The organism is Streptomyces hygroscopicus subsp. hygroscopicus, assembly GCF_001553455.1.
GTDB lineage: Bacteria > Actinomycetota > Actinomycetes > Streptomycetales > Streptomycetaceae > Streptomyces > Streptomyces hygroscopicus.
Window position 1 is genome coordinate 1 of the sequence record NZ_BBOX01000210.1, and the last position, 22,965, is coordinate 22,965.

Annotated in this window: 16 protein-coding genes; 11 read left to right on the top strand and 5 right to left on the bottom strand. The window is 71.9% G+C overall.

What is annotated here, in order from left to right; genetic code table 11:
• Positions 1 to 90: 90 nt before the first annotated feature.
• Positions 91 to 822: an HAD family hydrolase gene (locus AXW62_RS21955; protein WP_060946042.1), complete on the bottom strand. Its 732-nt coding sequence runs from the start codon at positions 820 to 822 to the stop codon at positions 91 to 93.
• 857 nt (positions 823 to 1,679) lie between these two features.
• Between AXW62_RS21955 and AXW62_RS21960 the strand changes: the two genes are divergently transcribed.
• From AXW62_RS21960 to AXW62_RS21980, 5 genes are all read left to right on the top strand, one after another.
• Complete coding sequence (locus AXW62_RS21960; protein ID WP_289306015.1) at positions 1,680 to 4,550, top strand: helix-turn-helix transcriptional regulator; 2,871 nt, start codon at positions 1,680 to 1,682, stop codon at positions 4,548 to 4,550.
• Positions 4,551 to 4,666: 116 nt separating this feature from the next.
• Positions 4,667 to 5,860 (top strand): cytochrome P450, encoded by a 1,194-nt coding sequence (locus AXW62_RS21965; protein WP_060946044.1) that lies wholly within the window; start codon positions 4,667 to 4,669, stop codon positions 5,858 to 5,860.
• Between the two features lie 80 nt (positions 5,861 to 5,940).
• Positions 5,941 to 6,135 carry a ferredoxin gene (locus AXW62_RS21970; RefSeq protein WP_060946045.1) on the top strand — a complete coding sequence of 65 codons (195 nt, stop codon included), beginning with the start codon at positions 5,941 to 5,943 and terminating at the stop codon, positions 6,133 to 6,135.
• A gap of 81 nt (positions 6,136 to 6,216) precedes the next feature.
• Positions 6,217 to 7,278 carry a 3-dehydroquinate synthase family protein gene (locus AXW62_RS21975; RefSeq protein ID WP_079115728.1) on the top strand — a complete coding sequence of 354 codons (1,062 nt, stop codon included), beginning with the start codon at positions 6,217 to 6,219 and terminating at the stop codon, positions 7,276 to 7,278.
• Positions 7,279 to 7,541: 263 nt separating this feature from the next.
• A complete protein-coding gene (locus tag AXW62_RS21980; protein ID WP_159060934.1) occupies positions 7,542 to 10,325 on the top strand; it encodes a helix-turn-helix transcriptional regulator in 2,784 nt (927 codons plus the stop codon).
• Positions 10,326 to 10,613: 288 nt separating this feature from the next.
• Here AXW62_RS21980 and AXW62_RS21985 read toward each other — a convergent pair whose 3' ends face one another.
• Positions 10,614 to 11,270 carry an O-methyltransferase gene (locus AXW62_RS21985; RefSeq protein WP_060946047.1) on the bottom strand — a complete coding sequence of 219 codons (657 nt, stop codon included), beginning with the start codon at positions 11,268 to 11,270 and terminating at the stop codon, positions 10,614 to 10,616.
• 246 nt (positions 11,271 to 11,516) lie between these two features.
• Here AXW62_RS21985 and AXW62_RS21990 point away from each other — a divergent pair, with 246 nt between their 5' ends.
• Genes AXW62_RS21990 through AXW62_RS22015 form a run of 6 tightly spaced genes read left to right on the top strand, consistent with a single transcriptional unit; the run spans position 11,517 to position 17,276 of the window.
• Positions 11,517 to 12,383, top strand: coding sequence for a 3-hydroxyacyl-CoA dehydrogenase family protein (locus AXW62_RS21990; protein ID WP_060946048.1), 867 nt, complete (start codon positions 11,517 to 11,519; stop codon positions 12,381 to 12,383).
• Positions 12,380 to 12,655, top strand: a complete 276-nt coding sequence (locus AXW62_RS21995; RefSeq protein WP_060946049.1) for an acyl carrier protein — start codon at positions 12,380 to 12,382, stop codon at positions 12,653 to 12,655. Before AXW62_RS21990 ends, AXW62_RS21995 begins: the two co-directional genes overlap by 4 nt.
• Positions 12,652 to 13,764, top strand: a complete 1,113-nt coding sequence (locus AXW62_RS22000) for an acyl-CoA dehydrogenase family protein (protein WP_060946050.1) — start codon at positions 12,652 to 12,654, stop codon at positions 13,762 to 13,764. The genes AXW62_RS21995 and AXW62_RS22000 overlap by 4 nt, the downstream gene beginning before the upstream one ends.
• Positions 13,761 to 14,873: an HAD-IIIC family phosphatase gene (locus AXW62_RS22005; protein ID WP_030842398.1), complete on the top strand. Its 1,113-nt coding sequence runs from the start codon at positions 13,761 to 13,763 to the stop codon at positions 14,871 to 14,873. Before AXW62_RS22000 ends, AXW62_RS22005 begins: the two co-directional genes overlap by 4 nt.
• A gap of 53 nt (positions 14,874 to 14,926) precedes the next feature.
• Positions 14,927 to 16,975 carry a carbamoyltransferase family protein gene (locus AXW62_RS22010; protein ID WP_079115730.1) on the top strand — a complete coding sequence of 683 codons (2,049 nt, stop codon included), beginning with the start codon at positions 14,927 to 14,929 and terminating at the stop codon, positions 16,973 to 16,975.
• Positions 16,976 to 16,979: 4 nt separating this feature from the next.
• Positions 16,980 to 17,276, top strand: coding sequence for an O-linked N-acetylglucosamine transferase (locus AXW62_RS22015; RefSeq protein WP_102865792.1), 297 nt, complete (start codon positions 16,980 to 16,982; stop codon positions 17,274 to 17,276).
• Positions 17,277 to 17,701: 425 nt separating this feature from the next.
• Here the strand turns inward: AXW62_RS22015 and mhpA are convergent, their stop codons facing one another.
• From mhpA to AXW62_RS22030, 3 genes are all read right to left on the bottom strand, one after another.
• Positions 17,702 to 19,378 (bottom strand): bifunctional 3-(3-hydroxy-phenyl)propionate/3-hydroxycinnamic acid hydroxylase MhpA, encoded by a 1,677-nt coding sequence (mhpA, locus tag AXW62_RS22020; protein ID WP_252368677.1) that lies wholly within the window; start codon positions 19,376 to 19,378, stop codon positions 17,702 to 17,704.
• Positions 19,379 to 19,395: 17 nt separating this feature from the next.
• The gene (locus tag AXW62_RS22025) at positions 19,396 to 20,169 is read right to left on the bottom strand and encodes an arylamine N-acetyltransferase family protein (protein ID WP_030842382.1); all 774 of its coding nucleotides are present in this window, start codon (positions 20,167 to 20,169) and stop codon (positions 19,396 to 19,398) included.
• Between the two features lie 7 nt (positions 20,170 to 20,176).
• On the bottom strand, positions 20,177 to 22,965 hold a 2,789-nt coding region (locus tag AXW62_RS22030; protein ID WP_159060935.1), incomplete at its 5' end, for a type I polyketide synthase.

Sequence of the window (22,965 nt, forward strand, 5' to 3'; positions counted from 1 at the left end):
TGACCCTCCGCCTTGCGATCGCACGCGCCCCCAGCTACCGCTGGGAGGTGCCCCCTGACGCCGCGGGGCCCGCCCTCCGGGCGGACGGCGCTACTTTCGAAACACGCCCTGGGAGGCCGGGGCGCCGTCCGGCAGCAGGTCGAGGACCGCGCGCAGGGCGTCCGGGCGCTGGTCCGCCGGGAGGTGGTCCACCAGATGGACCCGGCAGCCCAGGGCCGCCGCGCCCCCGTCCGCCCGGCGGTCGTCGCCCACCATCACGGTGTCGCCCGGGTCCACTCCCAGCGCGTCGCACGCGACCCGGAACAGCCTCGGGTCCGGTTTCTGGACGCCGTGCTCGTACGAGAGCGCGTAGGCGTCCACCAGCGGGTCCAGGCCGTGGGCGCGGAAGACCGGGCGCAGGTCCCAGCCGATGTTGCTGACCACCCCCACCCGCACCCCGCGCCGGCGCAGCGCGCCCAGCACCTCGTGGGCGTCCGGATAGGGGTGCCAGGCGGCGGGCTCCCGGTGGCGGTCGTAGAGGGCGTCGTAGAGTTCGGGGCGGGGGAGCGGCACCTGGCGGGCCAGTCCGGTGAAGGCGGCCCGGTGCAGTTCGGCGCTGCGGTCCCGCGCGCCCCACACCTCCGTCAGATGCGGTGGCACCGCGAGCGGCGTGGCCCCGCCGGGCAGCGCGCCGGCGTCCTCCAGGTCCCGCGCGTACCGTACGAGCTCCTCCTCCGGGACGGCGGCCCCGCTGCGCTCCAGCACGGCGCGCAGCCAGGACTCGGCGGACTCGACGCGGAACAGGGTGCCGGAGAAGTCGAACAGCGCGCCCTTGACCGTCACGGCTCACGCTCCCTCGTCTCGGTGCGGCTCGAAGTCAGGACTTCCGCATCGTATGCCTGTGAGGTTCGGCCCGATCCGGTACCAGGTCATCCGTTTCGGCCGTTTTGCAGGCAGATAAATCCCGGCCGGATAGTGGCGAGAAGTGTAGTGGAATTATTGGGCGGAGGCCGTTTATCGTCATGCTGTCGTGGTGATCATATGGGGTGAATCCCCCGCGACTCTGCGACCGAGTCGGGGGCAGACAATGTCTGCTGAGGGACGAGGAGGTTGCCGGCAGTGGTATGTGACATGGCTTTGGGGCAACCGGGGGACGGTCGCGGGACAGGCATCCGCGGGTATGGAGCCCGCCGCGGCGGACGCGGAGCGGTGACCGGCCGGAGCGGCCGCAAGTAAAGCACCGGCTTTGCGAAGTGCGAGGAATACTGCCGGGATCCTGACCGGTTCAGAGTATGAGGTGTATGCGCGCCGGCATGCCGCATGGTGATTTTTTTCCGCGGGTCGGCGCGGGCGGCGTCCTGCCCTTCTCGGGGCGAGGGCCGAACCGCGCGTTCAGCCGGGCAAGTTCACACGGGGGCCGGAAACCGTGGCTTAGGTCACAACAGGTGGAAGGTGTCGTTCCGATTGTGTCTCTGCTTATATGAACGCCATGGGCCTCTTCTTCGACCGGAGGTGATCCACATCAGGGAATCTGCCACCGTAGGCACAGCACGTCTCTGTCTCGTCAGAGAAGCCTTTCTCCGTGGAGCGGGATGACCGCGGAGAACAGCTCATCGATCAAGCGCAACCCCCACAGGGTCTCGAATTCGAACCCGCGTTTGAGTCGGCAATTGGCTACTCCACAGCGAGGACTGATGGGCATGGGACCGGCAGATTATGAATCCGAGCTCCGCGACGTTCTCGGGATGGCGACGAGAGGTGACGGCGGGCTTCTCCAGGTGGTCGGAGGGCCCGGCGTGGGAAAGACCAGCTTATTGGGCAGCTTGAAGGAGCGGGCGGTCGAGTCGGGCGCGGTCTGTCTTACCGCGTCGGGGTTCGCGGACGAGGTCGCTATTCCGTTCAATGTGGTGGAACAGCTGATCCGGTCCTCCGGTTCCTTGAGCGCACTGGATGTCGTGGCGCGTTGGAGGACTGCTGGGGAGCGGTATTGCGAGGATGAACACGGCATACTGAGAAACCTTGTCCGTGAAATCTCCGACATTCTTCACGGCATCGCAGGGGACAGGCAACTCATCATCGCGGTCGATGATGCCGAGCACGCCGACTACCCCTCCCTCATGTGCCTGATGCACATCGCCAGGCACGCGTGCGGCACCCGCACGCTCGTCGCGGTGACCTGCGGGCAGCCGCACCAGCCGTGCTCCCGGTTCCTCAGCTTCCAGAACCTCTACAAGATCGAGATCGAGGCGCTGCCGGAATCCGAGGTGGGACACCTCCTGCAGCGGCAGGGCGACGCCGGTCTGGCCGACCGGATCCGCGTGTCCGCCCACCGGGTCAGCGGCGGCAACCCCAGGCTGGTGAAGGCCCTGCTGCGGGACCACCGCAAAGCCGCCGCGGACGCGGCCGAGAGGGATATCACGGTGGGGACGGAGTTCCAGGAGTCCTACCGGCGATGTCTTTTACGTCATCAGGCGCTGCTCCGGGTGGCCCAGGCCCTCGCCGTGCTGGACCCCTACGGCAGTCCGCGGCGGGTCGCGGAACTGCTCGAATGCGATGAGGAGCGGGTGACCCGGGCCATCGGCATCCTCGGCTCGGCGGGGCTTTTGGACGCCGGGCGTTTCCGGCACCCCGCGGCCCGCGCGGTCGCACTGGAGGAACTGACGGCGGAGGACCGGTCCCGGCTCAGCGCGAAAGCGGCCGCGTTGCTGTACCACGACGGGGCCGACCCGAGCGCGGTGGCGGAATTCCTGGTCGCCGCCGGCGGAACGCCGGACCAGAAGGGCGCGACCGTGCTCTGGCGCGCGGCCCTGAAGAACATGGACGACGGCCGTATCGAGGAAGCGATCGCCTGTCTGCGGCTCGCCGACCGCGCCGACCTCGGCCGGTGGGAACACCTGGACATCCACCTGACGCTGATCGGCGCGTTATGGTCCAGCAATCCGGCCGCCGCCGAACCCGAACTGGACCGCCTGATGGGTGAGGTGCGGACCGGTTCCCCCTCGGACATCCCGCAGCGGTATCTGTGCATCCTGCTCTTCCTGGTGCTGTGGTTCGGCCGGTCCGGCGATTCGGAAGAAGTCTTCGCATGGCTCTCCGGCAGCTCCGACGCCGAGAAGCCGTCCGATCCGGCCGCCGTGCGGGTGACCCGGCAATGGGTCACCTTCCTCAAACCGGCGCTGATCCCCGACTTTCCCGGCAAGGCCGGTCCGGACGCGGAGTTCAACGGATTGTGGGCGGCCAACCTCGAACACGGTCTGCACTTCTCCGTCGACGAACTGGGCATGGAGATCGGGTATCCCCAGGCCCCGGGACCGGCCGGCGACTTCCCCGCCGACACGATGCACCTGGTGTCACCGTCCCACCATTTCTGGTTCGCCTACGCGTACGCCTGCCGGATCGTCTGGGCGCTGGTCGCGAGGGGGGAGACGGACACGGCGGACCGGCTGTGCGAGGCGCTGTTCGCCGCGGCCGACCGGCTGAACATGAAGGTTCCGTGCGCCGTCGCCCAGGCCATGCGCGCCTACATCCGCTACCGCCACGGAGACTTCACCTCGGCCATCGACCTGGCCGGTACCGCACTGCGTTCCCTGCCGCCCCGCGGCTGGGGCGTCACCATCGGACTGCCGCTGTCCGTCCTGGTGGCGGTCAACACCGCCATCGGCAGGCTCGAGGAAGCGCAGCGGTATCTGCGGTACTGGGTGCCGAAGGAGATGTTCGACAGCGTGGTCGGACTGGAGTACCTCCGGGCTCGCGGACACTACTGCCTGGCCACCAACCGCCCCTATGCCGCCCTGAACGACTTCGTGCTGGGCGGGAAGCTGCTGGAAAAGTGGCCGGTGGAGTTCGGCGACCTGGCGCCGTGGCGCATCGATGCCGCCGAGGCGTACCTGAGCGTCCAGGAGCCGGCGGACGCCAAAAGACTCGCCCTGGAAGAGCTCTCCTTGTCGCCCGACCGCCCCCTGGGCGTCCGGGGCAGGGCGCTGCGCGTGCTGGCCATGGCGGAGGACCCGGACAAGCGCAGGCTGCTCCTCTACCAGTCCGCCAAGTGCCTGCGCGACCACGGTGACCGCTTCGAACTCGCGCGCACGCTCACCGAGCTCAGCCACGACTTCCTCAGCACCGGGGAGACGCAGCAGGCCCGCACCGCCTGGCACGAGGTGCAGAAGCTGATGGACGAGTGCGGGATCAGCGTCCGGCGCGAGGACCCGCGCGGCCTCCTGATGAGCGGCGTCGGCACTCCCCCCGGTGCCGGACCGTCACAGGAGGCGGAGCAGACCGGGGACGGGGACGCCGGTACCCCGCCCGGGGACCGCGGCACCCCCGCCGGGGCCGCCGGGCAGCCCGTTCTGTCGGAGGCGGAGTGGCGGGTGGCCACCCTGGCCGCGTCGGGCATGACGAACCGGCAGGTCGCCAAGAGCCTCTACATCACGGTCAGCACCGTGGAGCAGCATCTGACGCGGGTGTACCGCAAGCTCTCGGTGGGCAACCGGCAGGACCTGTCGCACCGTCTGTGGCTGCTCATCGGGGCCACCGGGCAGTCCTCCTGCCGCGCGTCCGGCAGCGCCCGGTGAAGCAAGGGGGGACAGGGGGGTTCTTAGGGGAGTGGAGCCCCGGTGAGCGGACCAGACTTGTCACTCCGTAGGGCGGAGCAGCGGTGGCCACGGAGCGACGGACGGGACGGACAGGCATGGACGAGATACTCGACTACCCCGAACTGCGGGCCGCGGCGTGCCCGTTCGCACCCCCGCCGGGCTATGCGGAACTGCGCGAGCGGGCGGCGGTCACCCGGGTGCGGATGTGGGACGGCAGCACCCCGTTCCTCGTCACCGGGTACCACGAGGCGCGGACCGTGCTCGGCGACAGCAGGTTCAGCGCCGACGGCACGCACAAGGCCATGCCCCGCTTCGTGAAGTTCGAGGTGCCGGCCGAGACGTTCAACCTCGGGCGGATGGACGATCCGGAGCACGCCCGGATCCGCCGCATGCTCACCGCGCACTTCACCATCCGGCGCACCGAGGCGATGCGGCCGATGGTCCAGGAGATCGTGGACGACCTGCTGGACCGGCTGATCGCCGAGGGGCCGCCGGCCGACCTGGTGGCCGACTTCGCCTTCCCCCTGCCGTCCCGGGTGATCGGCGAGCTGCTGGGGGTGTCCGGCCCCGGCTTCGCCGAATTCCAGCGGATCTCCAAGGGCGTCATGGACTTCACCGCGTCCGCCGAGGAGATGGGGGCCGCGCTCGGCGGCATGGTGGACTACGTCACCGGGCTGTGCGCGGCCAAGCGCGACGACCCGGGAGACGACGTCCTCAGCAGGCTCATCGTCGACCAGGAGCTGACCGGCGAGCTGACCCCGCAGCAGGTGGTCGCCACCGCCCTGGTACTGCTGCTGGCCGGGCACGAGACCACGGCCAACATGATCGCGCTGTCCACCGTGCTGCTGCTGCGCCACCCCGACCAGCTCGCCCGGCTGCGGGCGGACCCCGGGCTGATGGCCAACGCGGTGGAGGAACTGCTCCGCTACATCACGATCGTCCAGGAGGGCACCGGACGGGTGGCCATCGAGGACGTCGAGGTCGGAGGGGTGCTCATCCCGGCGGGTGAAGGGGTGATCATCAATCTGCCCAGCGCCAACTGGGACGCCCACTTCGCCGACGCCCACGAACTGGACGTGAGCCGCGCCAACGCCCGCGAGCACGTCGCGTTCGGCTTCGGAGTGCACCAGTGCCTGGGCCAGACCCTGGCCCGGGTCGAGCTCCAGATCGCCCTGGAGACCCTGCTGCGCCGACTGCCGGCGCTCCGCCTGGACGTCCCGTTCGGCGAACTGCCGTTTCTGTACGAGTCGATGAACTACGGCGTCGCCCGAGTGCCCGTCACCTGGTGAGCGCGGACCGGACCGGCGCGCCCGGCTCCGGCGAACCACCGCGGGGACGACGGACCACACAAGGAGAGGGGAACCACACGGTGAAGGTCTCGGTGGAAGAGGACAAGTGCTGCGGGGCCGGCCATTGCGTGCTGGCGGCGCCGGAAGTGTTCGACCAGCGCGAAGCGGACGGGATCGTGATCCTGCTGGACCCCAGCCCGCCGCTCGCACTCCGCGACAAGGTCGCCGAGGCGTCCTTCCTGTGCCCGGCCGCCGCGATCATGGTCGAGGACTGAACGGCTCCGCACTCGGCATTCGGCTCCGGCCCCGGCGGGACGGCCTCTCGCCGGGGCCACGGAAGCGATGGGAAAGCAGTCTTGACCACGTCCACGTCGTCCACGTCCCCCCTGCCCTCTCCTTCCACCACCCGGCGGGTCACCGTCGGGCTGGGCGACCGGTCCTACACCGTCCACATCGGCCACGGTGTGCAACGGCTGCTGCCCCGGGTGGTGGCCTCCCTGGGCGCCCGCAAGGCGGTGGTGGTCACCGCGCGGCCCGCGGAGCTGACCCCCGACCCGGGGGTGCCCTCGCTCGTCGTGCCCGCCCGTGACGGGGAGGAGGCCAAGGACCTGGCCGCGGTGACGGAACTGTGCCGCCGGTTCGTCGGATTCGGCCTAACCCGCTCGGACGTGGTGGTGTCCTGCGGCGGCGGCACCACGACCGACACGGTGGGCCTGGCCGCCGCCCTCTACCACCGGGGCACACCGGTGGTGCACCTGCCGACCTCCCTGCTGGCCCAGGTCGACGCGAGCGTCGGCGGGAAGACCGCGGTGAACCTGCCCGAGGGAAAGAACCTGGTCGGCGCCTACTGGCAGCCCGCGGCCGTGCTCTGCGACCTCGACCACCTGCGGACCCTGCCCGAACGGGAGTGGCGCAACGGCCTCGGCGAGATCGCCCGCTGCCACTTCATCGGCGCCCCCGGACTGGACCGGCTGCCGCTGCTCGACCAGATCTCGGCCAGCGTGACGCTCAAGGCGGGCATCGTCGCCTCGGACGAACGCGACGCGGGCCCGCGCCACCTGCTCAACTACGGACACACCCTGGGGCACGCGCTGGAACGCGCCACCGGGTTCGCGCTGCGGCACGGGGAGGGCGTGGCCATCGGCACGGTCTTCGCCGGCCGGCTCGCCGGCGCGCTGGGCCGCATCGGACCCGAGCGGGTGGCCGAACACCATGACGTGGTGGCCCGCTACGGCCTGCCGACCGGGCTGCCCCCGCAGGTGTCGGTGTCCGAGCTGGTGGAGCTGATGCGCCTGGACAAGAAGGCCACCGACGGGCTGACGTTCGTACTCGACGGCCCCGACGGGCCGTCACTGGTGCGCGGGGTCCCCGAGGACACCGTCAGCGCCACCCTCGCGGACATGCCCCGGGAGCCGTAAGGGCGCCGCCGTCCACTGTCGCCTCTTCCCGTATAGGGGGCCACGGCCTCGATAGGGGGTTGACCGAGCGAGGCTCTCCACGGAAATGAGAAGGGCCCGGCGGGTAAAGCGAGGCGGGGCCGCCGGCGGTTAGGGGGCGGACGTTCCGCTAGGGGTTGAAGCCGGTAGGGGCCTGCTGATGGAATCGTTTTCCGATCAAGCATTTGGTCTGACTCAAGGGCCGCGCGTCCGAATTTCGTCGACCTCGATCGGGGACCATGACCATGCCCTACAGTTATGCCCTGCCGGTGAATACCGGGCGGAATTCTCTCCTGCTGGACCGGGTATTGAATCCCGCGGTGCGCCTGGGACGTCCGTTCGACGACTCCCTGATGCGCCCCGGGCAGCCCCTTCTCGTGGACGGACCGCTGGCATGCGGAAAGACGACCCTGCTCCGGTCGCTGGCCGAGCGGGCCGCGGAGGCCGGCTACCTCGCCGTCACGGCGACGTGTTCCCCCACTGAGCGGGACCTTCCCTTCGGCGTCGTCTCCCAGCTGGCCCGTGGCGTGTGGAAAACACCGGACGGGCCGGCCGAGGTGCCGGGGCTGCCGGCCATCCTCAGCGGGGCCAGCGATCCGGCCGACCAGGCCGAGACCGCCCGGCTCTGCCACCGGCTGTGCACCGCGCTCATCGACCACGCCGAGCACACACCGCTGCTCCTCGCCGTGGACGACGTGCGGCACAGCGACCCGGCCTCCGCGCACTTCCTGCTGCAACTCCTGCGGCGCCTGGACGCGGCACGGATCGTGGCGGTGTTCAGCGACGACCTGAGCCTGCCCTCGCCGTCCCTGCCGCTCCGTTACGAACTGCTGCGCTCCCAGAGCCTGCGCAGGATCGGCCTGGGCCCGCTGACCCGGGACCAGGTGGCCGACGTGGTCGCGGCGGAGCTGGGACAGACCGCCGGCCACCGCACCGGCGACGTCTACGCCGCCACCGGTGGCAACCGGCTGCTGCTGCACACCCTGCTGGCCGACTACCGCGAGCACGGCGAGGCCCGCCAGACCGGCTACGGCCAGTCCTTCCTGAGCTGCCTGCACCGCAACGAGCCGATCTTCCTGGACGTGGTGCGCGCACTGGCCGTGGTGGGCTCCGCCCTGCCCGCCGCCGACCTCGCCTGGATGACCGGACACGAACCGGAGCCCGTGGGCCAGGTGCTCACGGCGCTGACCGGGGCCGGGCTGATGGACGAGGGCGCGTTCCGGCACGAGGCGGCGCGGCTGAGCGTGCTCAACGACATGCCGGGGCCGGCGCGCCGGAACCTGCACCAGCTGGCCGCGCGGCTGCTTCACGACCAGGGCCGGCCCGCCGCCACGATCGCCCGCCATCTGGTGCGCGCCGGACAGATCCCCGACTCCTGGTCGGCGGAGGTGCTGCTGGAAGTGGCCGAGCAGGTGGCGGTGGGCGAGGACGCCTCGATCGCCGTCGACCTGCTGGAGCAGTCCTTCGACCAGTGCCGGCACGAGGAGCGACGCGCCGCCCTCCAGGCGAAGCTCGCCGAGGCGGAATGGAAGATCAACCCGTCCACCGCCACCCGGCACCACGCACCGCTGTACAGTGCCGCCCGCTCCGGCCGGCTCGGCCTCTCCGACAGCGTCACCCTGCTCATGCAGCTGTTGTGGAAGGGGAGTCTGACCGAGGTGGAGGGGCTGCTCGCCCAGCTGCGCCACGACCCCGCGGCCGCGGACCGGGTCCACGCCATCGAGGCCGCGCTGACCTGCACCTACCCCTGGCTGGCGGAGCGGGGGAGCGCCCCGGCGCAGCACGGTGGCGCCGCGGCGACCCGGGCGGCGGTGTGGCCCCGGGCGGGCACGGTGCTGGCGGACGTCCTCACCGGGGGCCAGACCCATGACACCGTCCGGCGGGCCGAGGAGGTGCTGCGCGAACTCCAGCTCGGACACGACCCGGCGTGCCAGGAGCAGGCGGGGCTGTTCGCCCTGCTCGCGCTGGTCTACGGCGGCCGGATCGATCTGGCGTCCGCCTGGTGCGAGGGCGCCCTCGGCGAGACCGGCGGGGGGCCGCACGTTCCGGTGTGGCAGGCGGTGCTGGCGGCGGCGAGGTCGGAGATCGCGCTGCGCCGCGGCGACCTCGCCGAGGCCGCGGAGCTGTCCCGGGCCGCCCTCACCCACGTTTCCCCCGGTGCCTGGGGCGTCGCGATCGGGCTGCCGCTCGGCTCCCTCATCCTGGCCAACACGCGGATGGGACGGTACGAGGAGGCGGGGCTGCATGTCGCGCAGACCGTGCCCAACGCGATGTTCAAGAGCAGCTACGGACTGCACTACCTGTACGCGCGGGGCCACTACTTCCTGGCGGTGAACCGGCACCAGGCGGCCCTCGCGGACTTCCTGCTGTGCGGTGAACTGCTCACCGAATGGGGGCTCAGCAGCGGCTGCGACCCGGTGCCGTGGCGGATCGGCGCGGCCGAGGCATGGCTCGCGCAGGGCAACCACGACCAGGCCCGCATCCTGGTCTACCAGCAGCTCGGCCGCCCGCACCCGGACGGCGCCCGGGCCCGCGGGCAGTCGTTGCGGCTGCTGGCCGCCACCAGCTCGGCGAAGCGGCGGCCGCAGCTGCTGGGCGAGGCGGTGGGCCTGTTCAACGAGCAGGAGGACAAGTACGAGCTGGCCCGTACGCTGTGGGACCTCAGCCAGGCGCACCACGCGCTCGGTGAGAAGAAGCAGGCCCGCCGGACCATGCGCCGGGCCTGGCACGTGGCGAAGATGTGCGACGCGGCCTCGTTGTACGAGGAGTGGCTGCCGGCCGAGGACCAGGCCCAGGCGACGGCGCTGATGCCGAAACAGGACACCGGGATCGACCGGCTGACGCACTCCGAACGGCGGGTCGCGTCGCTGGCCGCCATGGGCTACACCAACCGGGAGATCGCGGGGAAGCTGTTCGTCACGGCCAGCACGGTGGAGCAGCACCTGACGCGGGTGTTCCGCAAGCTGGACATCAAACACCGGGAGCAGCTGCCGCCGGAACTGTACGCGGACCGCGCGGAGTCGGCGTGAGGACCGCGCCCCGCCCGGCCGCGGGAGGGCATGGGCCCTGAGCCGGGGCCGGGGCCTGGAGGGCATGGGCCGGGGCCGGGGCCGGGGGACAGGGGTACTGGGCCGGGAGGGCACGCGCCCTGGAGCCGGGACCAGGGAGGCACCGCGCCCTGGGCCGGGACCGGGCGGGCACGCCCTGGGCCGGGGCCGGGAGGGCACGCGCTCCGAAGGGCACGCCTGAGCCGGGGGCCCTCATGCCGGCGGCCATTTCCCGGCCGCACACCGGGAAATGGCCGCCGGACCCGCCGGTCAGCGCTTGACCGCGAGCGTGATGCCGTCGCCCATGGTGAGCATGCTGATCCCGACGCGGTCGTCCGCGTGGAGCAGCTTGTTCACCTCGCGCATGGCGGCGGTGTCGGCGTCCTGCGCGGCGGGGTCGGCCACCCGTCCGAAGAAGAGGGTGTTGTCCAGCACCACGAGCCCGCCGCGCCGGAGCAGCGCCAGCGACTCCTCGTAGTAGTGGGCGTATCCGGTCTTGTCCGCGTCGATGAACACCAGGTCGAACTCCCGGCCCTCCCGGCGCAGTCCGGCGAGCGTGTCCCTGGCGTCCCCGACGCGCACGTCGATGCGGTCCGCAACGCCCGCGCGCTCCCAGAACGGACGGCCCAGACTCGGCCACTTCGCGGTGATGTCGCAGGTGACCAGCGTGCCGTCGGCCGGCAGTGCCCGCGCCATGCACAGCGTGCTGTATCCGGTGAAGGTGCCGATCTCCAGCACCGAACGGGCCCCGGTGAGCGTCACCAGCAGCCCGAGGAGCTGGCCTTCCTCGGGCATCACCTGCATGGCCTGCGCGGCGGGCAGACCGGCGGTCTCCGCCCGCAGCCCGGCCAGCACCTCGTCGTCGCGCAGGGACAGTTCCCGGACGTATCCGAGAATTTCTTCGGTCACATTGACTTGCTGAGCCATCGGATTACCGCACCCCGCAAAGGCCGAAAAGGGAAGTTCCAGGGAAAAGTCAATGCGGCCAATACTAGGAATCCGGCGGCGCGCCGCGCAATGGAGCCGACCCGGCCGCGGCCACATATATTCCGGCTGAGGGGGGTCTAGGGGGGATGCTTAGGGGATTTGCGCGACCTCCCCGAGAATAAGGTGAACGCCGAAAGGGCGTGTCGCGGTCGGCACGTTGTTCATCACGCGCTGCGGAGGCGATGAATGGGCGGACATGCACAAGCGCCGCGGCTCATGGTGCTGGGCGCGGGAACGATGGGACTGGGGATCACCTCTCTCGCCGTCGGTCACGGAGTCCCGGTCACGGTCGTCGAGGTGGACCAGGCCAAGGCCGACCGGACGCCGGTCGCGGTGGCCGAGCGGCTCCGCATGGCACAGCTCATGGGAGCCCTGCCGGCCGGCCGTCCGCACGGTGAGCTGACGGTCACCGCGTCCCCGGCCGAGGGCCGGGACGCCACCGCCGTGGTGGAGGCCGTCACCGAGGACACCCCCACCAAGGCCAAGGTCCTGGAAGCGGTCGCCGCGCTCACCGGCGCACAGGTGCCGCTGATCTCGAACACCTCCTCCATCCCCATCGACGAACTGGCCGACTGCGTCGACGATCCCGCACGCCTGGTCGGCACCCACTTCATGAACCCGCCCTATCTGATCCCCACGGTGGAGGTGATCCGCGGCCCCCGCACCGGGGAGGCGGTGATGACCGCCGTGACGGACCTGCTGCGGGTACTGGAGCGCAAACCGGTCGTCGTCGGGGACGGGCCGGGGTTCGTCACCAGCCGGGTGCTGCACCCGATGATCAACGACGCGATCCGCGTGGTGCAGGAGGGCACGGCGACGGTGGAGGCCGTGGACGCGCTCATGCAGGACTGCCTGGGGCACCGCACCGGACCGCTGCGCACCGCGGACCTGATCGGCCTGGACAACCTCGCCGACTCGCTGCGCGTACTGCACCAGCGCACCGGCGACTCCCGGTGCGCGCCGTGCGAATTGCTGCTGAAGAAGGTCCGCGACGGCCACCTGGGCCGCAAGTCGGGCCGCGGGTTCTACGCATACGGGAAGGAACTGGCGTGACCATCTCATCCGAGCCGGGCAGCCACACCGCCGAGACGGTGGCGCAGGAGGTGCAGCGGTTCCTCGAACAGCGCACCCAGCAGACCTGGGACCCGGACACCGACCTGTTCAGCACCGGCGCGGTGTCCTCCATGTTCGCCATGGAACTGGTGGTGCACCTGGAGTCGGCCTTCGAGGTGGTGATCAGCGGCCCCGATCTGGCGTTGGACAACTTCCGCACGGTGAACGCGATGACCGCGATGGTGCTGCGCCTGCGGGAGGCACAGCGGTGACCGACACCGCCACCGGCCACCTGGAACGGATCAGCGGGCTGGTCGGCGACCGGGCCGACGCCTGGGACCTGGCGGGCGAGCTGCCGCGCGACCTCCTGGCCGGACTCGGCGCCTCCGGGGTGCTGTGCGCCCAGGTGGGCCCCGAGCACGGCGGCCTCGGACTGGACAGCCGGGCCAACGGGGAGCTCACCGCGGGGGTCGGCGCCCTGTGCAGCTCGCTGCGCAGCGTGATGACGTCGCAGGGCATGGCGGCGTGGACGGTGCGCAGACTGGGCGGCGCGGAGCAGTGGGACCGCTTCCTGCCCCGGCTGACCTCCGGTGACCTGGCGGCGGTCGCGTTCAGCGAGCCGGGGGCGGGCAGCGATCTGGCGGCGATGGAGACCGAGATCACCGACGACGGCACCGATGTGGTCGTCACCGGGCACAAGGTGTGGATCACCGCCGCCCACTACGCGGACCTGCTGGTGGTGTTCGGGACGTACCGGGGCGGCGCCACGGCCGTGGTGGTGCCCGCCGGGGCCCCCGGAGTGCGTATCACGCGGGTACCGCACCCGCTGGGCTGTCGCGCCGCGGGCCACGCGGACATCACCCTGGACGCGGTCCGGGTGCCCGCCGGCCACGTCCTCGGCGGCACCGGGCTGCCGCTTCCCCTGGCGACCACCGCCGCCCTCACCTACGGGCGCATGTCCGTGGCGTGGGGCTGCGTCGGCATCCTGCGCGCGTGCCTGGAGGCCGCCGCCGCGCACACCGCCACCCGGGAACAGTCCGGCCGGGCCCTCGCCGACCACCAGCTGGTGGCCAGGCACCTGGCCGAACTGTACGTCGCCGAGCGGCACGCCACCCGGGCCTGCGAACACGCCAGCGGTTCCTGGGACGCCGGATCGCCCGACATGGCGGTGGACGCGGTGCACGCCAAGTACGTCGCCTCGCGCGAGGCGACCGAGGGCGCGGCCCGCGCCGTACAGCTCCTGGCCTCGGCGGCGGCCTCCGACGGACATGTGGTGGCCCGTGCCCACCGCGACGCGAAGCTGATGGAAGTCATCGAGGGCACCAGCGAGATCTGCCAGCTCGTCCTCGCCCAGCACATGCGGAAGAAGGTGCAAGCATGACGGAGGGGAAGCCCGTGAGCGAGCCGCCGGTCGCCGTCAAATGTCTGGTCTGGGACCTGGACAACACGCTGTGGCGCGGCACCTTGCTCGAGGACGACGAGGTGCTGCCGTTCGAGGTGGTGCGCGATGTCATCACCACCCTCGACGAACGCGGCATCCTCCAGTCGATCGCCAGCAAGAACGACCACGACCACGCCTGGTCGCGCCTTCAGGCGCTGGGCCTGGCCGACTACTTCGTGCTGCCGCACATCGGCTGGGGCCCCAAGTCCACGTCGGTGCGCGACATCGCCGAGCGGCTGAACTTCGCCCACCGCACCATGGCCTTCATCGACGACCAGCCCGCCGAACGGGCCGAGGTCGCCTACCAGCTCCCCGAGGTGCGCTGCTACTCCGCCGAGGACGTGGCGAGGCTCACCGCACTGCCCGAGTTCAGCCCGGCCGTGGTCACCGTGGACTCGCGGCAGCGGCGGACCATGTACCAGTCGGGGTTCCGCCGTGACGCCGAGCGGGCCGGGTTCAGCGGCCCCGACGAGGAGTTCCTGCGCACCCTGGACATCCGGATGGACATCGCCCGCGCCACGGAGCGGGAGCTGTCCCGGGTCGAGGAACTGACCCTGCGCACCAGCCAGATGAACGCCACCGGTGTGCACTACTCCGACGCCGTGCTGCGCGGACTGCTCACCGACCCCGCCCACGAGGTGCTGGTGATCACGATGGCCGACCGGTTCGGCCCGCACGGAGCCGTCGGCATCGTGCTGCTGGAGAAGCACCCGGCGGTGTGGCACCTGAAACTGCTCGCCACCTCCTGCCGGGTGGTCTCCTACGGCGCCGGGACCACCGTGCTCGGCTGGCTGGCCGATCGGGCGGCGCACGCCGGGGTGCACCTGGCCGCCGACTTCCGGCGCACCGACCGCAACCGGATGATGGAGGTCGCCTACCGCTTCGCCGGGTTCGCCGAGGCCGACTGCGCGTGCACCGGCGCCCTCGCGGCCCCCGGCGAGGAGGGGGTCGAACGCCTCCACCTCACCCCCGCGCCCCAGCCGCCGCCCACCACACTGCGGCTGACGGCGCCTGAGCTCGCCGACGCGGCGCTGCCGCACTCCCGGTGACCGGCGGGCGTCGTCCGCCCCGGATCCCTCGCGTCCGCCTCTGACTGGTTTGGGTGATCACTGTGCTTGTGCTCGGGCTCAACGGCAACTTCTCCGCCGCGGACACCGATGTGGTGCCGCAGCTGGGCGAGGTCTTCTTCCACGACTCGGCGGCTTGTCTGATCCGCGACGGCGAACTCGTGGCCGCGGTGGAGGAGGAGCGGCTCAACCGGATCAAAAAGACCACCAAGTTCCCCCTCAACGCGGTGCGCGCCTGCCTGTCCCTGGCCGGTGCGCGGCCCGAGGACGTGGACGCGGTGGGCTACTACTTTCCCGAGAACCACATCGACACCGTGCTCAACCACCTCTACACCGAATATCCGCGGGTCCCGCTGCGCTACTCCCGGGAGCTGATCCGGCTGCGGCTGAAGGAGGGCCTGGACTGGGACCTGCCGGACGACAAGCTCGTCTACGTGCCGCACCACGAGGCGCACGCCTACTCCTCGTACCTGCACTCCGGCATGGACTCCGCGCTGGTGCTGGTGCTGGACGGCCGCGGCGAGCTGCACTCCGGCACCGTCTACCGCGCCGAGGGCACCCACCTGGAGAAGCTCGCCGACTATCCGGTGCCCACGTCGCTGGGCGGCCTCTACCTGAACGCCACCTATCTGCTCGGCTACGGCTTCGGCGACGAGTACAAGGTGATGGGGCTGGCCCCGTGGGGCAACCCGGAGACCTACCGCGACACCTTCGCCAAGCTCTACACCCTTCAGGACAACGGCGAGTACGAGCTGCACGGCAACATCATGGTGCCGAACCTGGTCAGTCCGCTGTTCTACGCCGAGGGCTTCCGGCCGCGCCGCAAGGGCGAGCCGTTCACCCAAGCGCACCGCGACTTCGCCGCCGCGCTCCAGGAGACGGTCGAGAAGATCGTGCTGCACGTCCTGGAACACTGGGCGAAGACCAGTGGCCTGTCGCGGCTGTGCTTCGGAGGCGGTGTCGCCCACAACTCCAGCCTCAACGGACTGATCCTCAAGTCCGGGCTCTTCGACGAGGTGTTCGTGCACCCCGCCTCGCACGACGCGGGTGCGGGCGAGGGCGCCGCCTATGGCGCGGCGGCCGCCCTGGGCACGCTCCAGCGGCCCCGGAAGCGGCTGCTCAGCGCGAGCCTGGGCCCGGACCTGGGCACCGCGGAGCGGATCGCGGCCCGGCTGGCCGACTGGGCACCGCTGATCGACGTGGAAGCCCCGGACGACGCCGTGGAGACCGCGGCCGCACTCCTCGCCGAGGGACAGGTGCTCGGCTGGGCGCACGGCCGGTCCGAGTTCGGCCCCCGCGCCCTGGGCCACCGCAGCATCGTCGCGGACGCCCGCCCGGAGGAGAACCGGACCCGCATCAACGCGATGGTGAAGAAGCGCGAGGGCTTCCGGCCGTTCGCCCCGGTGGTCACCGCCGAAGCCGCCCGCGACTACTTCGACCTCTCCGGCGCACAGGGCAATCACGAGTTCATGTCCTTCGTGGTGCCGGTGCTGCCGGAGCGCCGCGCGGAACTCGGCGCGGTCACCCACGTGGACGGCACCGCCCGGGTCCAGGTCGTGTCGGCCGCGTCGGGCGAGCGGTTCCACCGCCTGGTGCGCCGGTTCGGCGAGCTGACCGGCACCCCGGTGCTGCTGAACACCTCGTTCAACAACAACGCCGAACCCATCGTGCAGAGCCTGGACGACGTGGTGACCAGCTTCCTCACCACCGACCTCGACGCCCTGGTGGTGGAGGACTTCCTGGTGCGCGCCAAACCCGCGCCCGACCTGGGCGTCCTGGTGCCGCGCTTCCGCCCGGTGACCCGGCTGGTCGAGCGCAGGTCCGGCGGCCCCGGCGCATCGGCCGGAGCGAGCGTCCACGAGATCCACCTCGACTACGACGGCGGCCCGTCCGCGACGGTGTCGCCCGAGCTGTACGCACTGCTCGCCGCCGTGGACGGCACCACCACCCTCGGCGACCTGGCCAAGGCAGTTGGCGGGCTGTCGGAGGAACTGGCGGCCGAGGTGTCGGCCCTGTGGGAGCAGCGGTTCCTCACCCTGGTCCCGGCCGGAGCCACCGAGGACGACGGTGCGCGGGGGCGCTGACCCGATGGCCGCGGAGACGGTCACCGAGGTTCACCGGGAGATCACCCGGCTGCTGGCCAAGCTCGGCGGCGCCGGCGGCCGGCCGGACGCCCTGGTGGAGGCGTGCGTCGCCTGTCTGGAGGCCGCCCAGTCCGCCTCGGCCGCCGCCACCGGGCGGCAACAGCCGGACACCGGCGCCCAGGAGGCGCTGCACGCGGTCAACGCGGCGGCGCTGGCCATCAGGTACGCCCTGGCCAAGGCGGGCGACGAGCGCCGTCGCGCGGCGCGGACCGGGGAGAGTGTCACCTCGGACAGCTCCTGAGCACGCGGGTGAACGAACGGAAGGGGCCGGTGTCCGTGGGACACCGGCCCCTTCGGCGCGGGTTGTTTGTCCGTGGCGTTGGCGTCGGTTGTTTGGGTGGTGGCTGGTGCCGGGTCCTTCGGCGCGGGTCGTTTGTCCGTGGCATTGCTTGTTCCGGTGGTGGCTGGTGTCGGGCCCTTGGTATGGCAGCCCGCGCCGAAGGGGCCCGTCGGTTGTCTCGGTGGTGGCGCTGCGGTGTCGGGCCTTCGGCATGGGTCCCTTCCCCGTAACCCGGCCGCTTCGGTGGTGGCCCCCGGGCCCGGCTCCTCCTCCCCGGCCCCTTCCGTGCCAACGGGCCCGCCTGGGCCTCATGGACCTCATGGAACTGGTCCCTTCCCCCGGGAGCCCGGGGGAAGGGACCAGTGGCGTCCACACGGGGGAGTACCTCACGACGGGGCGGTGACCGGCCTCAGCTGTCCTGCCAAGTCGTCCACCAGCGCGGGCAGTCCCTCCCGGTCGGGGGCGATGCCGAACACGTAGAAGTCCGGGCGGACCAGCACCGCCAGCGCGCCCAGCTCCGCCAGGTAGGGCAGGTACCGGCCCTCCACGTCCACCACGTCCCGCGGCCCGAGCCCGGCCGTGGGCGTGTCCGCGGGCACCACACGCACCAGCCGGGTACCGATGCTCTCCAGGAACGCCAGCTGCCGCGCGTCCAGCGCCCGTGCCACGTCCTCGCCGCTGAGGAGGACGAAACCGGTGCCCACCACGTCGTCGAACAGCCCGGTGTTCCCCTCGCGGCTCACCCGCCACTGCGGGGCGGCCTGTCCGGCGGACGGCGCCGGCCCGCCCCGTCCGTCCCGCCGCAGCAACCCGTCCACGAGCGGCCGCACCACGGAACGGCGCGCGGCACTCGGCCCGATGTTCCGCTTCCGCGCGGCCAGCATCGCCGCGTCCCGGTCCGCCGCGGCTGCCGGGTCCGCCATGCACACCACCCGGCCCAGCCCCACCGACATCTCCACCGCGTGCCGCACATGCGCCCGCCGCTCGGTGGTGTAGGTGTCCAGCAGCGCCGGTGCCGCCTGCCCGCCCAGCACCAGGTCCAGTTTCCAGGCCAGGTTCGCCGCGTCACGGAATCCGGAGCACATGCCCTGCCCCGCGAACGGCGGCATGAGGTGTGCCGAGTCCCCGGCCAGCAGCATCCGCCCGGCCCGCCAGTGCTCCGCCCACCGGGCCTGGAAGGTGTAGACCGCGTGCCGGTCCAGGACGCCGTTGTCGGGTGTCACGTCGAACAGCCGCAGCAGCTCCCAGGCGTTTTCCACGGTGCCGAACCGTTCGGGGTCGTCCGCCGGTACCCGCATGAATTCGTACCGCCGGTGTCCGGGCCCCGCGGACACCGCCGTCCGCGGGCGCGCCGGATCGCAGATCTCCAGGTTGTTCGGCCGGAACTCGCGGTGCTCGTGCAACCGCACATCGCAGATCAGCCAGTCGTACGAGAAGTCCAGGTCCGTCATGGTGGTGGCGACCCCGGACCGCACCAGGCTGTTGGCGCCGTCGCAGCCGACCACCCACGGCGCGGTGAGATCCGTCTTCTCCCCGTCCGGACCGACCACGGTCAAGGTCACGTGGTCACCGTCGTCCTCGAGTCCCACCGCCTCGTAGCCGCGCAGCACCCGCAGCTCCGGCAGCGTCTCCCCGTGCTCGATCAGCGCGGCCTCCAGGGCGGGCTGGTAGGCCGACAACGCCTCCGGCCAGGTGCAGTGCCCCCGGTCGCGGACCACGTGGTCGATCAGCGTCTCGCCCTTGGTGTTCTGCCAGGCGTGGTCGCGCGCCGGTTCGGTGAACTTCTCCAGCGACTCGCCGATCCCGGCGGAGGCCAGGATGCGCGCGGCCTCGCTGTCGAACCCGACCGCGCGGGGGAACTGGTACGGCGTGGGCCAGCGCTCCACCACCGTCACCCGCCGGCCGCGCTGGGCCAGCAGCACCGACAGCAGTTGTCCCACCGGGCCGTAACCGACGATCAGTACGTCGGCCCGGTCCTCGCCCGCTGCGTCGCCTGCTGCGCTGCCCGCTGGGTTGTGCGCTGCGTTGTCCGTCTCGTCGTCCGTTCCCCGCGCGATGTCCACCGCCGCCCCCTTCCCGCTCATGCCCCCGCCAGAATCAGGTCGACCATGTCCTGGAATTCGTCCGCCTTCACCAGCACCTTGGTGCGCTCCACCCCGTCCTCGACGGTGAAGCAGCGCCTGCCGATCAGCACGATCTTCCCGTTGTGCGTGGCACGGCTGCGGAAGGTGGTTCCGGCGAGCACCGAGTCCTGTGCGTAGTCGTCCAGGCTGTCCAGCCGCACCGCGTCCCAGCCGGACGGGTGGGCCAGCTCCGGCCGGAACCGGTACACCGGCTGCCAGTCGCTCTCCTTGGGCCGCCGCTCCACCACCCGGTAGCCGTCGTGCTCGGTCACCCGGTAGACACAGCCGTACTGGTGCTGCTCCTCCTCGGACAGCAGCAGCGGCTCCGCGTAGGACGGCCCGGGGAAGCCGACGTCCACCAGGTGGGTCTGCCCGTCGAGCACGACCAGGTCGAAGGTGTGCTCCCGCTCCGGGCCGAAGGTCCCGTTCGCCTGCCGCACGGCCGCCGCGACCATGCGCACGTCGTAGCCGAGTTCCGCCAGCAGAGTGTGGAACAGCCGGTTGAGCTCGTAGCAGACACCGCCGTGGCCCCCGGTCACCACATGCTCGAACACCAGGTCCAGCGGCACGTTCGTCAGGTGGCGCGAGGCCGGGAGCCGGTCGGGGGCCGTGGAGTTGTCGTACGGGACCGCCATGAGATGCCGTTTGTGCAGGTACCGGAGAGTGTCCAGGGTCGGTTCCGGGGTGCCTTCCACCCCGATGCGCCGCAGGTACTTCGCCACGTCGAACACGGTCGTGTCACCTCTCCGTACTCGGGTCGTCGTCTTCGGCCGCCCCTCGGGAGGCGGGCGCGTCCGCGCGGGCCGCCGCCGCGAGTTGTTCCTGGAGGTGCTCGGCGGCCATCGCCGGGGTGGGGTAGTCGAACAGCATCGCCGCCGCGAGCTGGAGGCCGGTGGCCGCGTTCAGGCGGTTGCGCAGTTCCACCGCGGTCAGCGAGTCGAACCCGATCTCGAAGAGCGGGTCGTCCGCTCCCACCGCGTCCGGGCTGGTGTGGCCGAGGACGGCCGCGGCCTCGGCGCGGACCAGCCCGGTGAGGAGCTGGTGGCGCCCGGTCGGGTCGAGCCCGGCGAGCCGCTGGTCGAGGGACGGGGCGTCGGCGGGCTCGGTCGCGGTGTGGGCGCTGGGGCGCCGGCCGCCGCGGGCGAGGGTGCGCAGCAGGGGCGGGAGCGGGCCGGCGGTGGCGTTGTTCCGGAGCGCGGTGAGGTCGAGTCCGAGCGGAACGAGGTGGGGGCGACCGGTGGTGAGCGCGGTGTCCAGCAGCCGCATACCGGCGGCGTCGGTCAGGGGGACGACACCACTGTGGCGGGTGCGCTGCTGCTGGGCGGTGGTCATCCCGGCGGTGAGGGCGCTGGTGGTCTCCCACAGGCCCCAGGCGAGGGAAGTGGCGGGAAGCCCGGCCGCGTGGCGCCGCTGGGCGAGGGCGTCGGCGTAGGTGTTGGCGGCGGCGTAGTTGGCCTGGCCGGGAGTGCCGAGGGCGCCGGTGGCGGAGGAGAACACGACGAACGCCGCGAGGTCGTGGCCGAGCGTGAGGTCGTGGAGGTGGGTGAGGGCGTCGACCTTGGGGCGGAGGACGGTGCCGAGCCGGTCCGGGGTGAGATCGGTGAGCAGGGCGTCGTCGAGGGTTCCGGCGGTGTGGACGACGGCGGTGAGGGGGTGATCGTCGGGGACGGTGGCGAGGAGGGTGGCGAGCTGGTCGCGGTCGGCGGTGTCGCAGGCGGCGATGCGCACCTGGGCGCCGAGTGCGGTGAGGTCGGTGTGGAGTTCGGTGGCGCCGGGGGCGTCCGGCCCCTGGCGGCTGACCAGGAGCAGGTGGCGGGCGCCGTGGTGGGTGGCGAGGTGGCGGGCGGTGAGGGCGCCGAGGGTGCCGGTGCCGCCGGTGACCAGGACGGTTCCCTCCGGGGCGAGGGCGAGCGGCTGGGGCGCGGTGGCGGGCACGGGGGCGAGGTGGGGCGTGTACGCGGTGGTGTCGCGGAGGACCAGTTGGGCCTCGGCGGTGGCGAGCGCCGCGGGCAGGGCCTGGTGGGACCGGTCGTCGGTGTCCACCAGGGCGATCCGGCCGGGGTGTTCGGACTGGGCGGAGCGGACCAGTCCCCAGACCGCGGCCGCGGCCGGGTCGGTGACCTCGGCGGTCTCGTGGACGGCCATGGCGCCGTGGGTGAGCACGGCCAGGCGGGTGTCCGCCAGTTCGGGCCGGTCCACCCACTGCCGCAGCAGTTCGAGGACCCGGACACACAGCGCGTGCGTGCGCTCGACGGGCGACCCGGTGTCGTCCGGGGCCCAGGCCGACACGTCGGCGACGAGCACCCCGGGCCGCTCCCCGTCCGCCACGACCCCCGCCACATCGGCGTAGCCCGGCGGGGACCCCGGGAGCCGGCTCTCCCCGACCGTGGCCCACCGCGCCTCCTCGGTGCCCAGCCCGCACTCGGCCCACTCGACCGCCCACAGGTCGGTGCCGCCGGGCGCCGCGGACAGCGCGCGCAACTGGTCGGGTGTGGTCTCCCGGAGCTGGAGGGAGCCGATCGTGGCGACCGGCACGCCCTGCGGATCGGTGATCCGCACGCACAGCCCGTCCGCGCCGGACGCCGTCGCCCGCACCCGCACGGTCGTGGCGCCCACGGCGTGGAGCCGCACACCGGTCCATGCGAACGGCAGCATCGTCGGCCGCTCGTCACCGGCCTGGAAGCAGAAGTTCCCGGCGTGCAGGGTGGCGTCCAGCAGCGCCGGGTGGATGCCGAACCGGCCGGCCACCCCGGTCTGCTCCTCCGGCACGGACACCTCGGCGAACACCTCGTCGTCCCGCTTCCACACCGCCCGCAGACCGCGGAACGCCGGGCCGTACTCGTACCCGACCTCGGCCAGGTGCTCGTAGAACCCGTCGAGGGCGACGGGCTCCGCGCCCTCCGGCGGCCACGGCCGCTCGGCCGCGGGTGCCGGAGCGGCGGTCTGCGCGGTCAGCGTGCCGGTGGCGTGTTCGGTCCACTGCCGCGTGCCCTCCGGGCGGGAGTAGACGCCCACCGTGCGGCGTCCGCGCTCCTCGCCGCCGACGACCACTTGGACGTGCAGGGTTCCCTCGTCCGGCACCGTCATCGGCCGGCTGATGACCAGCTCCTCCAGCGTGGGGGTGTCCGTCTCGTCCCCGGCGCGCACCGCCAGCTCGACCATCGCGGTACCGGGCAGCAGGACGGTGCCGGACACGGCGTGGTCGGCCAGCCAGGGGTGGGTGCGCACGGACAGACGCCCGGTGAGCAGCGCGCCTCCCGTGTCCGGCACGCTCACCACGGCCCCGACCAGCGGGTGGCCGGTGTCCTCCAGGCCCACGGCACGGACGTCACCCGGGCCGCCACGGTCCAGCCAGAACGTCTCGTGCTCGAAGGGATAGGTGGGGAGCGGGATACGGGAGGGGTCGGATCCGGTGTATGCGGTGGGCCAGTCCATTGGTGTTCCCTTGGTGGACAGTTCGGCGAGGTTGGTGAGGAAGCGGGTGGGGGTGTCGTCGTCGCGGCGGAGGGTGCCGGTGACGATGGTGT